General features: G+C 25.0%; 8 protein-coding genes and 1 pseudogene. 3 read left to right on the forward strand and 6 right to left on the reverse strand.

Features of this window, described 5'->3' with window-relative positions:
- The first annotated feature begins 7 nt into the window (after positions 1 to 7).
- Positions 8 to 676, forward strand: a complete 669-nt coding sequence (locus A35E_RS00310) for an ATP-binding cassette domain-containing protein (protein ID WP_014888685.1) — start codon at positions 8 to 10, stop codon at positions 674 to 676.
- A gap of 228 nt (positions 677 to 904) precedes the next feature.
- Positions 905 to 1,672: a permease-like cell division protein FtsX gene (locus A35E_RS00315; RefSeq protein ID WP_014888686.1), complete on the forward strand. Its 768-nt coding sequence runs from the start codon at positions 905 to 907 to the stop codon at positions 1,670 to 1,672.
- Between the two features lie 303 nt (positions 1,673 to 1,975).
- On the opposite strand, the gene rpmG is transcribed toward A35E_RS00315, so the two are convergent.
- On the reverse strand, positions 1,976 to 2,143 hold the full coding sequence (gene rpmG, locus A35E_RS00320) for a 50S ribosomal protein L33 (protein ID WP_014888687.1): 168 nt from the start codon (positions 2,141 to 2,143) through the stop codon (positions 1,976 to 1,978).
- A 16-nt stretch (positions 2,144 to 2,159) separates the two neighbouring features.
- Complete coding sequence (gene rpmB, locus A35E_RS00325) at positions 2,160 to 2,405, reverse strand: 50S ribosomal protein L28 (RefSeq protein ID WP_014888688.1); 246 nt, start codon at positions 2,403 to 2,405, stop codon at positions 2,160 to 2,162.
- Positions 2,406 to 10,162: 7,757 nt separating this feature from the next.
- On the opposite strand from rpmB, the gene A35E_RS00330 reads away from it, so the two are divergent.
- Entirely contained in the window at positions 10,163 to 10,873 is a 711-nt protein-coding gene (locus tag A35E_RS00330; RefSeq protein ID WP_014888689.1) for a phosphohydrolase, read from the forward strand.
- A 1,391-nt stretch (positions 10,874 to 12,264) separates the two neighbouring features.
- Here the strand turns inward: A35E_RS00330 and A35E_RS00335 are convergent.
- The 4 genes and pseudogenes from A35E_RS00335 to kdsA all read right to left on the reverse strand — a co-directional run bounded on the left by A35E_RS00335 (position 12,265) and on the right by kdsA (position 16,517).
- Entirely contained in the window at positions 12,265 to 13,212 is a 948-nt protein-coding gene (locus A35E_RS00335) for a ribose-phosphate pyrophosphokinase (protein ID WP_014888690.1), read from the reverse strand.
- Positions 13,213 to 13,349: 137 nt separating this feature from the next.
- A pseudogene (gene ispE / locus A35E_RS00340) lies at positions 13,350 to 14,197 on the reverse strand (4-(cytidine 5'-diphospho)-2-C-methyl-D-erythritol kinase).
- On the reverse strand, positions 14,194 to 14,766 hold the full coding sequence (gene lolB, locus A35E_RS00345) for a lipoprotein insertase outer membrane protein LolB (RefSeq protein WP_160142530.1): 573 nt from the start codon (positions 14,764 to 14,766) through the stop codon (positions 14,194 to 14,196). The pseudogene ispE and the gene lolB overlap by 4 nt, the downstream one beginning before the upstream one ends.
- Positions 14,767 to 15,662: 896 nt before the next feature.
- Complete coding sequence (kdsA, locus tag A35E_RS00350) at positions 15,663 to 16,517, reverse strand: 3-deoxy-8-phosphooctulonate synthase (protein WP_014888694.1); 855 nt, start codon at positions 16,515 to 16,517, stop codon at positions 15,663 to 15,665.
- Positions 16,518 to 17,540: the final 1,023 nt, after the last annotated feature.

Consider the following 17,540-nt stretch of genomic DNA (forward strand, 5'->3'; position numbering starts at 1 on the left):
ACAAAATATGATTCGGTGCAAACAAGTAGGAAAAACCTATCATACTGGACACCAAGCATTACAAGAAATAAATTTTCATGTACGTGAAAATGAAAAAATCTGTCTTACTGGTTATTCTGGATCTGGAAAAACTACTCTGCTAGAATTGATATGTGGCATTCAGCGCCCAACTACAGGTCATATTTTTTTTAACGGTTATAATCTTAGTAGTCTGAAAACAAATGAGATTTTGTCTCTTCGCCGTCAAATTGGAATAATTTTTCAAGACCATCATCTTCTTTTAGAGCGTACTGTTTATGATAACGTTGCGATACCATTGATTGTTTGTGGAGAAAGTTTAAATATTATTCGCCGTCGTGTACCTGCAGCTCTAGATAGAGTCGGTCTTCTCGATAAAGCCAAAAATACTCCGATACAATTATCTAGGGGAGAAAAACAACTTATCGCTATTGCACGAGCTATAATTAATAAACCAGCAGTTTTAGTAATCGACGAACCGACAAATCATTTAGATGATATAGTATCTAATACTATATTCTGTTTATTTGAAGAGTTTAATCACATAGGTGTAGCAATACTAATGGCAACTATTAATACAAGACTAATAGCAAACCGAAATTATCGCGTTTTAACACTCCACAAGGGAAAAGTCACAGAAAACTTACATGCGAAATAATTTAAACAATATAAAAAAAACAAAAAAAAACAATTACCGAAAAAAAAAGAAGAAAAACAGGATATAAGTGCTAATACACAACAAATTAATTTAACAAAACAATGGCTATATGCCTGGTTAGATACATTAGTTGATATTTTACGTCAACCACTAGCAACATTATTAACAATAGTTAATATCACTATATTATTAACGTTAATTAATTTATCTTATATGACCTGGAAAAACATGAACGTATCGGATAAATCATGGCATCCTAGACCAAAATTAACTGCTTATTTATATAAAGTTGTAAATGAAAATCAAGCAATAACATTACTTAGTGTTATTAAGAAAGAAAATGATATCGCTACAATTACATATATTTCTAAAGAAGAAGCTATACAAGAATTCCGACAATGGTCTTGTTTTCCTGATTCTATGGAGACACTAGAAGAAAATCCACTCCCGGCAGTAATTATAATCACTCCAAAAATTAATATAAAAAACATAAAAAATATTAAGATACTACGTGATAAAATAGCTAAAATGGCAGGTATAGAAGAAGTAAAAATAGAAGAAAATGGTTTTAGCAAATTAATATTGCTAAGCAACATTGTAATAAAAACATCTTTTATCGTTATCTCTCTTATCATATTTGTGATACTAATAATAATTAAAAACAGTATATATAGTACTATATTTAAAAATCGCGATAAAATTTATCTCATGAAATTAATTGGCGCTACCGATAAGTTTATCTTACAACCCTTTATTTGTAGAGGCGCATTATTAGGATTAATAGGAGCAAATTTATCCATTATTTCGTCTAAAATGATGTTAAATACTCTATTCGTGGCGCTAAAAGATACTTCGTTAATCTGTCATACTACCTGTTTTCTATATAAATTATCCTTATATGAAGCCATTTTCTTAATATCAATTTCAACACTGATCGGATCAGGAGTAGCTAGATTAGCTGTAGCTCAATATTTACGTCGTGTTATTGTTAATTAACATTTTATGTAGCTGGTTTAACTAATCTAACTTTTTGACTATTATATGCTGTATATTTTTAATATTATAAATTTTATAATTAAAAATTTAATAAAAATATTAATAACTATTACTAACCATAATTAGTAATTAAATATAGTTTATATTTATATATCAAATTATCAATAATTATTGACAAAACAAAATTTTATTTTTTATTGTAGCATAAGGAGATGTATTGATTTTTTCATCAAAAAATTAAAATCAATCAGAAATTAATAATACATTAAACAATGCAATAAAATTGCAATCTAACTTCTTTCGTTATTTAATTTTAGCTTCTTTGTAAAATATATGCTTACGCACTACTGGATCAAATTTCCGCAGTTCTATTTTTTCAGGTTTATTACGTTTATTTTTAGTGGTAGTATAAAAATGTCCTGTTCCAGCAGAAGAAACTAGTTTTATTTTTTCGCGAATACTCTTAGCCATGATTTAACCTTTTATTCTAAATAATACTACTCGCTTTTTTACGAAAACCGCGATTAACTATAACATTTTCAATACCTTTCTTATCAATTAAACGAAGACCCTTGGCAGACACCCGTAATTTAATAAAACGTTTTTCATGTTCTAACCAAAAACGATGAATGTGCAGATTTGGAAAAAAACGACGTTTTGTCGCATTCATTGCATGAGAACGCTTATTTCCACTCATCGGACGCTTTCCTGTCACTTGACAAATTCTAGACATTTATATGTATTCCAAAAAAAAATTAATGTAAACATTATTAATTATAGTGATTTTTGATAATAACTAAATTTCATATGAATATCTTGATCATAGATAAGAGATATTATTAAAAAAATATAGACTCTACTTAAGCTTCAATAATAAAAAACACAAAAAAACTAAACTAATTAATAAATACAAAAAGTATACAAAAAAAAATGAATGTTATTTAGATATTTCTAAAAAATATTTTTAATAAGTGTTAAAAATAACTGATATGAAGCATTACTAGTTTCATAGTAGCACTTAAACTTTATAATAGTTAGCTTAAATGATTGTTTTAATAAATATTTAAAAAAATGATTAAAAAATATTTTTAATGTTTATAATTTATATTTTTTATTTTCGATATTTATTGTCAATAAGTGATTATGTAAATCAGTAATTTAATTATTTAAAGATACTGTAATATTTACTCCGTGCCACTAAACTAATTTTTTATTTTAAAATGTAGATTGCTATATAAAGAATTATATGTCCTTATATGATTGATCTGAAATCTACTTATAGTATTACCTAAAAATATAAAATATGCAATATAGATAACAACACAAAACCATAAAAAGCATATAATATAGATCTTTAATTTTACATGTACGAACACCTTTCTTAATCTATTTTTTATTGTTATAATTAGTACAGAAAATTCTACACTTTAATATCATATTTAGCATGATACTACAACATTCTAGATAACACCTTATCAAATAACGCTGGTAATAACTCTAAATCTTAGAGTAATACTACACTATCTTGATCAATATTTTTTTACAGAAAAAAACAATAATTTTTAATATAATATGTAAAAAATTTTAAATTTTTAAAAATAATTGCTTAAAATAGATATTTAATAAATAAAATATCTATTTTTGAAAATATTAATTTAGAGTAAACTCTAATCATGCACCAGAATGTTATAAGCAGAGCACAGAAAATTCTAAAGAAACATGCTTAATGTAACTTTGTAGCTAAAACTCCACATAATATTCACTACTTATTATCAATATATTTAAAATTAAATAATTTTCTCTGTTTTAATATTAATAAAATTTTTTTATAATTACTAATTTTATAGTTATTAAAGTGGATAACTTATTAATAGAATTGTTAAGCTATATAATGATAAATTCAACTTATATATGAATTCTAAATTTATTAAAATATGCCTCTTTATTATAACTACAATTACATTTTAACAATTCTAATGTATCAATATCTATTTTAAGGAATCCAAAACAATGAATTTTTACCGATATATTAATAAAGGACAACTCTAGAATAAGGGGTGGAAAGTAAATAATAATACGATAAATATCGAACCTAATTCCTTGAATAAAAATTTTCCATATTGGTAGAGTCCTGACCCAAAAGTAGGAATATATCACGTTTAATCCGCAATTTTACACTACAAATAATTTTAAAATTTCTATAAAAGAAAATAAATATTTTGTGTTTGCTTTAAATATAAATTACTATAGCAAAATAAAATACACATGAACTTTACTGATTAATATTTTTTATTCTATATACATATATAAACATAACGATAAAATATACTAATTATTAGTATAATAATTAAAAGATAAAGTTTATAAATTAATGACAAAATTATCAAAATAAATGCTAAAAATTCAACTTAAATCGCATGTAATCTTCTACACTTGACGACAAAATTGAATAAAAAACACATATCCAAACATATAAATAAAAAAATGAATTATTATTCAACCATTTCTATTGACCCAACCGAAATAATATTTTCGAAATACATAACTTCGCAATCCCGCACCTAACGATCTTCCGTTATTAAATAAAACTTATACTACTCTTGTTAAAGACAGATAAACTTTAGTATTTTTTATCAGAACTTTTCTAACGAAATATCAAAAAAATTTTATACATAAAAATCAGAATTATCCAAAAATGTATTTTCTAAATTCAATGTTGAAAAATATAAATCTAAAAAAAATAATAACGAAAAATTTATGTAGAACTGACAGGTACTAAATCTTTAGAAAAAAATATTAAGTTTATTCATAAAATCTGCCACTACCTAATAAACAAGAAAATTAAAAAAAATTACGATATCATGCATATAATTCTTTTTAAATACTATTTAACCTTAAATTGAGAAACTTATTAGCACATACATCTCCACCGCTAACTAAGATTGACAATTTTCTATAAAATCGACGTAAATTTCATTCAAAATAATTTAATTAAAAATTGATATAAATCAATAATAAAACCTACATATACTGTTTTATTGTTGATAGCAACAAAAAAAAACAAAACTACGCAGCTACATCACGATAATCTATTATATGCAATATTTTTTTTCTAAATTATAGATATGTATATTTTATATAAAAATATCGATGAAGAATTTTGTATTTAATTGTTTAGATAAAGCAAAACAGTTCAATTACATTCGATAAAAACACTCATTTGCCAAGCATAAATCAGAAAATAATTCCGCAAGAAAAGATATAGCTTCGATAGAAGCTAAAGGTAATATAGATATCTTTCAATAAAAATAAATTATTATATCTTTTTCTAAAAGCTAGATTAAGTTACTTATCAGAATTAAATGAATTGTAAATTACTCTAGCAATCAACCTCTATCCTCAGAAATATATAAACAGTATTATCGTATTTTCTTTAATATTTATATACCACTACTCATAGTAAAATTTTACCCATTTTACAATATATAAGATTTTTTTAAAGAAACCACTTTAACTACCCTTGGATAAGTGCAGCTACAATCTAACTATATAAAAAGTTTTTGATATATCAAATATTACATGATTATATTAATATATATGATTAAAGATCATATCTTTGATACTTATTAATAAGTAATTATATATACGAGACAACAAAATACATGAATAAATTTACCAATACCTCTATCAAAAAAAATTTCTTATCAACTTGATATACATATTGAGCAACCCTGCCGACTTTATGCTTTATATCTTTCTATTTTTTTATTTTCATACAGAAGAGTACTGAAGCACTTAAAAAAAACTAATCAATATTTGTTTAATCTAATAAAAATTTAATATTACGTCAATTATCTACAAAAAATTTTTTTTGCATAAGTTTTAATAAGAACATTGAATGCTATTCAAGATCATTAATACTATGTTCAAATAAAATAATAGTTAAGAAGACATAGGAAAAATTTTATCCAGAAAATTTCTTAAAAAATAGACATTCAAATTTATGAAATATGAATATAAAAATTAAATTTAATTATCATTTTTCGAATGAAACTGTCCTGAAATTATTATATACAAAGCTCAATAATAACAAAGATGAGAATGAAAGATTTGTTGAAATTCAAAAAAACTTTTTTTTCTACATAGAAAATCCAATTGATTGTTTATATTTACTCTATATATAATATATTATTTCTATAATAATTATAGTGATTAATATAAAATATAATTTATAAAGCTACTATTAACCTTTGTAAAAAAGATAAAAAATCTAACTATTCCAAGCAATAAAGTTAATTGTACATCCTGTGTCATACATTAAAAAAAAAGAAAATTACTTTCAAAAAAAAAAATACATAACTATATTTAAGCATTAAAAATTAATACTCTTCCATATTTTTTTTGCTCATCTAATTAAATAATTAAAAATATATCCTATTAGTTATCAATGACATCCTGTTTCTTTTGTTTACAAACAAATTCTATCTTACGATTTTGACAAGTAAACATTAAATATAATTCATGTATATATGTTATTCAGCATTACCAATTTAATATCAAAATAAAAAATCTCATATATTTTTTTTCAAAATCAACACAAAGATTCCAAATAAACACCTCTTTTAAACCTCTTTTGCATACAAAGAGAAATAACTCCTTTAAGAAAAATACTTATCATTATCCTGTTACTCCTAATACCAAGACCCTTATTTCCCCGCAATTAATTAACTGATAATTTTACTATAACTGATGAACAATAAAAGCTTTTAAGAAACAACGTTCTATTTTGAAGATCGGATAGAATTAAGAACCATCAAAATCCAAAATAAATTATCAATGACACGAAATTTTCTCTATAAGTTGACATCTTATAATTAAACTAATCGGTTGTTTAAATTTTGTAATATATCAAACATTTCTTCTGATCAAAACAACCCAAAAGATTTATATCTCTTCTTAATGCAAATTAAATAATAAAAAGTTAATTTTTAATAAATCAAAAAAAATATATTCACTAGTGACGCAACAATTTACTAACTTGTATTTAATACAGATTATCTAACTTTATATTTAAAGTGAATACATTTATAATATACGCCTTCCAGATGTTGTCTGATAATGTATGATTGATACTAATACATCGCATTAAATTTTAAAAAAATTATATTTGATAGATACCTATTAATATTTTTTTATATGATAATATCATATTGTTCAATTTTTATTAAAAAATCTAGATTTAGATAGAATCTATGATAAAAAATTACTGTTATTCTACAACTATCACTAAATAATTTGATACAATAACTATTGTTTTTTCCTAAAAACTAATTTTTAAAATATTTATATATGAGTAAATATTTATAATAAAAGAATTTATAATTAATGAAATCTAAAATAATATTTTACTGAAATTATCTATATTTTTTAACATACAGCAATGCTAATAACGATTAGACTTACAATTAAACTTTCTTGAATATACTTTTATTCTAAACTTTTTAAATTATTCTACAATCTTATAGAGTTTATTTTCTACCGACACTTTTCAACATTTATTCAATTTAATCACATGACATGTAATTAACGACAATTAATTTTTTATTTCAATCTGACTATTTTCTTGAGTATTAATGATCAATTAATTTATGTTGAATCATTTTATATTGAATCATTTTTAGATATATAAAAATAAAAACCTAATTCACTTTTTTCGAAAAGAACAACGATTATAATATATTATTATAAAATAGACATTTATAGCTTCTATCTATAGATATAAAAAACTAGGTAATGTTATAGATTTTTCTTTATGAGTCATATATTATAATAATTATTATAAAACATTATATTTTATCAGTACAAAATCTATTCATATTTTAATTATTAAAATAAATTTAAAATAAAAACAATCTACTTATACATCGTTTTAAATCTATATGATTTTTTTTATAAACAACCTCAACGAATCAAAATTTCTAAAATATTGATAATATTTAAATATTATACTTAACTATCTCTCTAATTAGTTAAGAAGCTCTCTTATAAATTTTTCTAAAAAAAACAACACACCTATTTTTATCTAAAGATAGATATTTAATTCCGTATATGTAATAAAAAAATAAACTAAATATAATTTAAATTAACATAAAAACCATAAACGCAATTAAATTACAAATTTTAGGATTAAGGCAAAAAAAAGATTTCAAAACTCAAGATAACTAATTAATAATTATAATTGTTGAATAAACAATATATAAATATAAAATATATACCAGAAAAGATATTATAATATATGCGAATATTTAATCTAAATGATTATTTCTTGCTAACTCTGACTTATTCTAACTATATATCCATTTTTATAAATTAAACTTACGAAATAGGCAATTTTATTCAAAATAGCGCAAAACTATAAAAACGTTTTTTTACAATCAGCTAATAAAAAAATAAAAAAAAAGATTACCTTTTTATGAGAAAAAAATTTCTTTTCATTATACACAGATCAATTTTTATATAAAATCTCTATAATTAATATATTCAAAAACAAATAGTATTTATATAAAAAAGACAACTAACTATAAACATCTATATCTACCTTCCTCTCTTACACCAATAAATAAAACCATATTAACAATCACAACTATTAATAAAAAAATCTTATTAAAAAACGCCATTAGCAAACTAACATGTTTTTAATAATTATTCTATTTAATAAAATTTTTTTCTTTTTTTTAAATTTATTTAGTAAATACTATATTGTATTATCAAAGCAATTGTAAATGCCTCGCTTTACATTAGAAATGTAATAAACAATTAATTATTTAAAAAAAATATTATATCTCAATCTTCACAATGCGCATCATTAACAACTTATAGTAGAACACCTAAAATAAATTGTAATTTTGAAAAAAAATGTATTCAGTAGCACTGATTAACTTCTGATCTAATAGAGGATCAAGAATTATGCTAGAATTTCCTAGAAATACAAATATAGTAAAACTTATAACAATAACTATTATAAAATTACATTATTTTAACCATGTTTTATAAGGGGATGATTTATAGAACAGAAACAGTTGATATCAAAAATACTCTAGCTACTATACTTAACCTACTAATTGTTTTGTTATTTTACATCCTCAACATAAAAGATAACTATTTTTTTTAAAACCTCCCGTAAGAAAAAAAGTCTTATATTGGTACAATGAAACAGTTTACTCATTCTCAGGTTATTACAAATAAATAAATTACTGAATAGTTAGTTAACTGTCCAGTTAATATCAGACGGGAAATATTTATCAAAAACAATCAACTACGCCTGTTAAATGAACAACCTCTAATATAAAACAACCAAAAACATATTGTCTATCCACATTTAAAAAGTAACATCTATCCATATTAAAAATCAAAATTCTAAAAACAGTCACTAACAAAATAAAAAATAAGTTCAAGACCCTTATTCAACTACCATAATCCAAACCACTGACCTTCATACAGGGATATAGAAAAGAAGATCAATTTTAATCTAAAAGATTTTTTATCCTGATTACTTTCATTTCAATGCAGATATTATACAAATACTATTATTAAAAAAAACGATTATCATCTTTATTAAAGTATCAAAGGCTATCCTGCTAAATCAATTGGAAAAATTTTTCTTTTATTTCAGCATCAAGAATAAACTACTCATTTATCTTGCTAAATCAACGATTCTAGCGATAAAGAATTTTCGTGCAACAAGACTGAGTCTAGAAATCACTCAAGGTGCTTTTAATTAAAAAATTTACTACTCCGTTAGAAACAAAAATTATAAAACTAAAACCATTAAACTCTACTTTTCGTAGAATTAATGAATATGTTAAATCTACTAATTTACAACCACTAAATTATATAGAAACACATAATGGACTAATTAATTTTATAAAAAATTAACTTTAAATTTAAAAGCTATATTAAAATTCTTAGATAATCACGCTTATTACAGAAGTTGCAGCTAATTTAGATAAAATGTCTCCTTACGCAAAGAAGCATCTTATTGGATGTAATCCAAAAACATTAATTTCGATAAATATCAAAAAAAACTAGATTCATCGTTTATACTAAACAATTATAAATAATCGATTTTTACCGCAAAGACTTAAAGGTTATCTACCTTGCTAATTTGACAACAACAAATCAATAATGTTCAACTTTCCTTGTATAGATACCCTAAATTTATCATTCAATGATCTTTAATAACTTGATTATACTTAATATAATATTTTACCAAAATATTACATCTAGAGAATAATAGAATAAACAATATTGTCTGTTTATTAACATACAATGTTAGCGACAAATTAGTATATTTAAAATGTGTGCAAACAATTTTATCAATTCCAATTTAAAGTAAATAGTTGATAACTTTTATTCATACAATAAAACTATCATCACCTAAAAGTGAAATTTATATTTCAAATCGCAGTTAATAAAAAAAAAGGAATAAATATGACTTTAGAAGATTGGAAAAGCTGTTTTGAAGCATATCTAGAACAATATTTCCTAGAAGGTGATAAAGCACATGATATTGCTCATTTTAATAGAGTTTGGAAAACAGCCTATAAAATAATGCAGTTTACTGATGCTGATGAAAAAACTGTATTAACAGCTTGTTATTTTCATGATATTGTCAATTTACCTAAAAATCATCCTGATCGTCATTTAGCTTCGCGTCGAGCCGCAATTCGTGCTCGAAAAATTCTTGCTGAACATTTTCCGAGTTTCCCTGCCAAGCTTTATGATGGAGTAACACATGCGATCGAGGCGCATAGCTTTAGTGCTGGCATTGATCCAAAAACCCTAGAAGCCAAAATTGTTCAAGACGCGGATCGATTAGAATCTTTAGGAGCGATAGGATTAGCACGTTTGTTTCATGTAGGAGGCCAACTAGGACGAAGTTTATTTCATATAGAAGATCCTCTAGCACAACATAGATATTTAGATGACCTTAATTATACTTTTGATCATTTTCAAACCAAATTACTAACATTACCTAATAGAATGCAAACAGAAAAAGGAAAAAAAATGGCACATCATAATATTAACTATCTTATAACATTTATGAGCAAACTCTGCGCAGAATTAAGAGGAGAATATTATCAGCTAGATAAAGGAGCACTAGAAAAATTTAGTCTGAACAAAGAAATATATTATAAGTAATAACTTATCAAATATTTATATGCACAATTGACATTGGTTAAAAATTTTCTAAACTCTTGTAAAGAGAGTGTTTTTATATGCTTAAAAGTAATAATAAATAAATATAATGTTTATATATTTAATAATAAAAACAAATCGTTTTAATCGAACCACATTTCCTAGATATTGTTTCAATGCCCAGTAACTAAAAATATAGAAAAATTATTCTTTTTCATCCATTTTTTAAATAAAGAATCTCACGCAATTATCTATAGTTATACTATCATCTCTTTAATATTAAATATTTATTTACATTGAATTTCATTCAAAAGCAAATATTGCAAAAATTTTTATATCCTAGGAAAAACTATTTTAATTTTCTTATAAACATGTTCTATAAAACCTAATTACTAATATAATAATCAGAAACGGTTATTTCATACATTAAAATCCCTACCTCTATATACAACTTTTTGAAAAGTTACAGTTTGATTGTAAAATATCTCTCTAATTTTTAAAAAACTTATATAAAAAGATATAAATCTTAATTGTAAAATTAATAACATCAAGTTTTTTAATAAAACACCGTCTTGTAATTATCTTATATTATTGCTCAATGCAATATCATTTTATTTTTTTATAAAAAACAGCATTAAGAATTAAAAATTCTTAACTGTTATGAAATATTTTTAAGATAATAATAAAATATATTTATATTATACAGAAAGTTTTAATAAATATTATTAAATAATAAAAGTACTATTTTATACATTTAAATTTAATATAAGAACCGACTTATATTCTTGTATATATCATATACTAAATTAGTATATGATATATTATATATAAACTACTTAATTTTAAAAAATTTTTTCTTATAAAGAAAGTCTATACAATCTTTAAAATATACTGATATTTCTATTGTAAAACAATTACTTATCGTTTTAATGTACATACTTGTTTATATAAATCTATATAGTTATTTATAAAATAAATATTAAATTGAATATCTAAATATTAAATCTTTATTGATTTATTAAAATTAAAATACAAACTAAGACTTCGTTTTATTAAAAAATATAAATCTAATCTTAAAACAATAAAAACTTTAACAAAACATATGATATTATCATTTTATAATATAAAAAGATAAAAGAAATGATTACTTAATTAATCGAGTTAGTGTTTTAAAATAAAAAACATTAAAAATAGTAATATGAATTATCTAAAATTTAGTTAGACACTATTTTCTATTAATGATAAATAGTAGCATACTAAATAAAAATTTATTCTAGAAACATAATTGAAATAAAAATAATTACATATATAAAATAAACTGTACTAACGTAATTAAATTAAGAACAATTTAATTTTGCTAACTTTTACTTATCAAATAAAATACTAAAATGTAATTAATATTCAAACATAGCTGAAAGAGACTCTTCATTACTAATCCGGCGAATCGCCTCTGCTAACATACCAGAAAGTGTCAAAGTTCGTACGTTTGAAAGTTCCTTAATAGCTGGCGACAAAGGAATAGTGTCACACACAATAACTTCATCAATCAATGAATCTCTAATATTTTGACACGCTTGTCCCGAAAAAATTGGATGCGTTGCATATGCAAATACACGACGAGCACCACGCTCTTTTAACGCTTCAGCAGCTTTGCATAAAGTACTGCCTGTATCAATCATATCATCAACAAGAATACAATCCCGATCCGCCACATCACCAATAATATGCATAACTTGAGATATATTAGCACGCGGACGACGTTTATCAATAATTGCCATATCCGTATCGTTAAGTAATTTTGCTATTGCTCTTGCACGAACAACGCCCCCAATATCTGGAGAAACAACAATAGGATTTTCTAAATTCTGCTGCAGCATATCTTCCAATAGAATTGGGCTACCAAATACATTATCCACTGGAACATCAAAAAAACCTTGAATCTGCTCAGCGTGCAAGTCTACTGTCAAAACACGATCTACACCAACACCAGATAAAAAATCAGCTACAATTTTGGCTGTAATTGGAACACGAGCAGAACGGACACGACGATCTTGTCGTGCATAACCAAAATAAGGAATTACTGCAGTGATACGACCGGCAGAAGCACGCCGGAGTGCATCAACCATAACCACCAACTCCATTAGATTATCATTAGTCGGCTGACACGTAGATTGAATAATAAATAGATCACCACCGCGCACATTTTCATTAATTTGTACGCTGACTTCGCCATCACTAAAACGACTCACTGCAGCATTCCCGAGACTAGTATATAAACGATTAGCAATATGTTGCGCTAGATCTGGAATCGCATTTCCAGAAAAAAGCTTCATGTCAGTCACGAAAAAACCTCACTCTTTAATGTCATATAAAAATGTTTTATTAAAAATGAAAAATATCATAAAATAGATAAATGATGCAAAATAATTTCAAATAGATAAAATATCGTTTTCTTTGTAGCTAAATTATTTTTTTCATCTTACCATAACGCACGATATAATGGAGAAACTTGTACACCTCGAGCAACGAATCCATGCATCCAGTCGGGAATCTTTGATAAAAGCTGATAGGCAGAAGCTTCATCATCAAATTCAGAAAACACACAAGAACCTGTTCCCGTAAGTCGACATGGTGCGTATTTTAATAGCCATAAAATATGCTTTTCAACAATGGAAAAACGTTTTCTTACAATTGGTTCACAATCATTATAAAAAGGTAAGCTCATGAGCTCAGAAAAAGAACGACGGGGTGAATCTCTTTTAAGCTCAGGATCGTTAAAAATAGATCGTGTTTCAATACCAATTGGCGGTACGGCGACAAAATACCACTTTTCAACAAAACTGGCCAATGTAAGTTGATCTCCAACCCCTTCCCCAAAAGCGGCTACACCACGTATAAATAACGGAACATCTGCCCCGAGAGAAAGACCCAGGTTTTCTAGAGTAGCTACATCTAAACCACAGCACCATTGAACATTAAGCGCCACTAATATTGTAGCAGCGTTAGAAGATCCCCCTCCAAGACCACCTCCTATTGGTAATTTTTTTTTAATTCAATATCAGCCCCTGGCGCACTAGGATCACCTACTGACCAACAGTAATGTTGTAATAATTTTGCTGCGCGTATAATAAGATTATCTTTTTCTTCTATTCCGTCGATTGTATTTAATAAGCGAATACGGCTATCACAAGTAGGAGTAATAGTTATTAGATCGCTATAATCTAAAAAATAAAATAACGTTTGAAGAAAATGATACCCATCAGCGCGACGACCGGTAATATACAGAAAAATATTCAACTTAGCTGGAGCTAACCACTGCTTTTTCATTTAAAAGACCAAGTATCTATATTTAATTTAATACGATTATTGCCTTGATACAACTCAATACTATGCGGCAATATTGGAATGATATCTTTATGATAACTATTATATTGTATAATCCAATTCCTTCCATTATAGGAATAATTCATTCTCTCTACATATCCCAGAGAATTTAGTCTAATATTAGTAGCATCCCCAGAAAAACCCCATATCCATTTTTGTAGATTTTTAAGTGGAATAGATATTCCAAACACCTTTTCTATTAATAACTCCGGATTATCGCTGCTATAGCACTTCCCTTGATTATCAATAAACTCTGCCAAACCGAATTGCACATGAAGAATCATTTCAGTGATACCAAAAGGATTAATTAAAGTTACGCAATAACAATCATAACCACTCTGCTTCCAATGGAAGCGGGAGTAAAATTTTTTCTTGCCAGAAAAATAGGAAAACTCGCCACAAATCTGATAAACACTTAACTCAGAAGGTGAATCTTTTTGAAGATACCATTTTGAAAAAATCTGATCTTTTCTGGTAAGACAGGTTGTGTGAATACTGCAAGCTCCAAGCAATAAACTGCTAAATACACTGCTTAAAAATAATAACCTTAAAACAGTGTAATAAAATAGAAACATATCTTTATATTACTTTTAATATTAATAAAATCCTTTATAACGTTTACAATAAAGATTTTTCTAAACAATATCAATCTCTTTAATAACTATTTATGCTGCCTTTACTATTTTTTTCTTCTTAATATTTTAAATACTTTAAATTGTTAGAAAATGTATGAATTAACCTTATTTCAAAAATTTATTTACCATACAAATATAGTTAAAATTAAAAATAAATTAAGATTTTATTACATAGATATAATACAGATTAAACTTTATTAACTAGCTAACTTTATAAATTGACTATTGCTACTTTATATAAAAATACATACTTAAATAATATAATTGATAACAAAGTAAATTTAAATATAATTTACTTTGTTATTCATTTCTAGTGAACTATTTACTTCATATTCCTTTATAGAAAAGGAACAACATTGCTGAATGTTAAAAATTTACTCTTATAAAATTTTGCTCAAATATCCTAACCACTAAGAAATTAGCAATTTATATAAATTTTAGGATGATATATTTGTAGACATGAATCTGCAGTCCGACAAGATAGAATTTTCTCTAGATAGAAAGGATAGAAAAAATACAATTAAATAAACTTAAACTAATGATTCCATTAAACAAAACCACGTTGTATTATATTAACAAATAATATTACCTTGAATATAATATAGGTAATCTCTTAAAAAGAGATAATTTAATGCTAAATTTTTACTTAATCTAAATAAATCACGATTGCAATAAAAAATTGAACATTATTAAATAAAATATTCGTAATAAATATTAATCCAAATCAAGACGCGCTCTATATAATAGACATTTACTTAAAAATATTAAAAAGTTTAGTTCTCAACATCAAGCAAAGAAAAAGACTTAATTAAGTCGTCAATTTCTCGAATCTGTTGCAAGAAAGATGACAAATTATTAAGCGACAAAGCCGAAGGACCATCGCATTTTGCATTTTCTGGATCGGGGTGAGCTTCAATAAATAGCCCAGCAATACCGACTGCCATAGCAGCACGAGCTAACTCACCTATTTGTTTACGCCGTCCACCGGAGGTTGAAGAATACGCTATACGGGTCTGAAGAGCATGAGTAACATCGAAAATAACCGGACATCCTCCGGATACTTGTTTCATTATGTTAAATCCAAGTATATCAACGATGAGATTATCATAACCAAAATTAGTTCCTCGATCGCATAATATAACTTGAGTATTTCCGAATTCACGAAACTTTTCGACAATATACCCAACTTGCTCTGGGCTGATAAATTGAGGTTTTTTTATATTTATTACAACTCCACTTCGTGCCATAGCCTCTATTAAATTAGTTTGCCGAGCAAGAAATGCTGGTAATTGAATAACATCTACTACATCTTGTATTCTGCTTACTTGTTCGATTTCATGAACATCAGTTACTATTTTCACACCAAAGTGTTTTTTTAGGTCTTCAAAAATTTTTATACCCTTTTCTAAACCTGGTCCACGATAAGAATAAATTGAAGAACGGTTAGCTTTGTCAAATGAAGCCTTGAATATGTAGGGAATTCCAAGTTTTTCCGTAATGATGCAATAGTGTTCGCAAACCTGCATTGCCAAATCTCGCGATTCTAAAACATTTATTCCACCAAAGAGAACGAAAGGAAGCTTATTCCCTACCTGAATATCCTTGATATTAATCACAACATCTTTCATTTTCACCTATTTAATTTTAACAGTATTATTAAACCGCTAAAAATATTGATTAAGTTAAAAATTTCTAATCAATATTTTTTTAAATCATTAACTCTAATTTTTCTTTTGCTAATTATTGCGTAGTTTTATATCATACTTAAGTAATTATTTAAAAAAAGCACGTACCGAAATTATTATGACAGGTAATCTAAATATTAGCTAAAGTTTAATAAAAAAAATAATATTAAAAATAATAATTTAAATTTTTTAGTTTAGATCAATTAATTCTATTTATAGACAACAAATCCTTCATTATATAATATATTTCCATAATAAATTATAAAGTTATTATTGTAATAATTAATAAAATTATAATTAAATATTGTTTAATCTCGTAATATTGTTAATCATATACGCATTTCAATTAGATGAAATTGATATTCTTATACTTAGCGTTCAATTAAACTATAAATCGTTTAAGAAAACGATATCTGTAAAATTAAAAAATTTTTTTATTATGTCGAATTTATTGATTTCTACGAAATATAATTGCTGCAATCAATAAATAAAACTTAAAATCATATTACCAACCCTAATGTTGATTATTTACATATGATTTATATAATTATAGAGACAACTATCTGATTTTTTTCGTTGCTTTAAAATCGAATGCTAAGGATGAATATCTTAACTATTAAAGATATTTGATGTTTACCAAATCTTTCTAAAAAGTTCAGTTATAAAAAGGTCCTATCTTTAGAGCTATCAAATATATCCTATACAACTAGAGCGAGTTAAATTTAGTGGAATTATTCTAACATAACCTTATATACCCCTCTATAAGAGAGTCTCTAATATGACCACGATATCATCTTTTTTTTATAAATTTTTCTCATTTTTATGAAAAAAATAAGTAATTTATATATTTTATAAAACTCTTAAATTATCTAAAACAAATTTTAATATTTTTAAACTTTTTAAAAAATATAAAACAACTTTTTTATAAGCATAAAAACAGAGAACCCGAATATATTCAAATTAAAA

This window comes from secondary endosymbiont of Heteropsylla cubana (assembly GCF_000287355.1).
Classification (GTDB): Bacteria; Pseudomonadota; Gammaproteobacteria; order Enterobacterales; family Enterobacteriaceae.

What these genes read in the sequence shown, in the direction of transcription:
- rpmG (WP_014888687.1), bottom strand. Translation starts at nt 2,143, where the DNA reads ATGGCTAAGAGTATTCGCGAAAAAATAAAACTAGTTTCTTCTGCTGGA.
- A35E_RS00330 (WP_014888689.1), top strand. Translation starts at nt 10,163, where the DNA reads ATGACTTTAGAAGATTGGAAAAGCTGTTTTGAAGCATATCTAGAACAA.
- rpmB (WP_014888688.1), bottom strand. Translation starts at nt 2,405, where the DNA reads ATGTCTAGAATTTGTCAAGTGACAGGAAAGCGTCCGATGAGTGGAAAT.
- kdsA (WP_014888694.1), bottom strand. Translation starts at nt 16,517, where the DNA reads ATGAAAGATGTTGTGATTAATATCAAGGATATTCAGGTAGGGAATAAG.
- A35E_RS00315 (WP_014888686.1), top strand. Translation starts at nt 905, where the DNA reads ATGAACGTATCGGATAAATCATGGCATCCTAGACCAAAATTAACTGCT.
- A35E_RS00310 (WP_014888685.1), top strand. Translation starts at nt 8, where the DNA reads ATGATTCGGTGCAAACAAGTAGGAAAAACCTATCATACTGGACACCAA.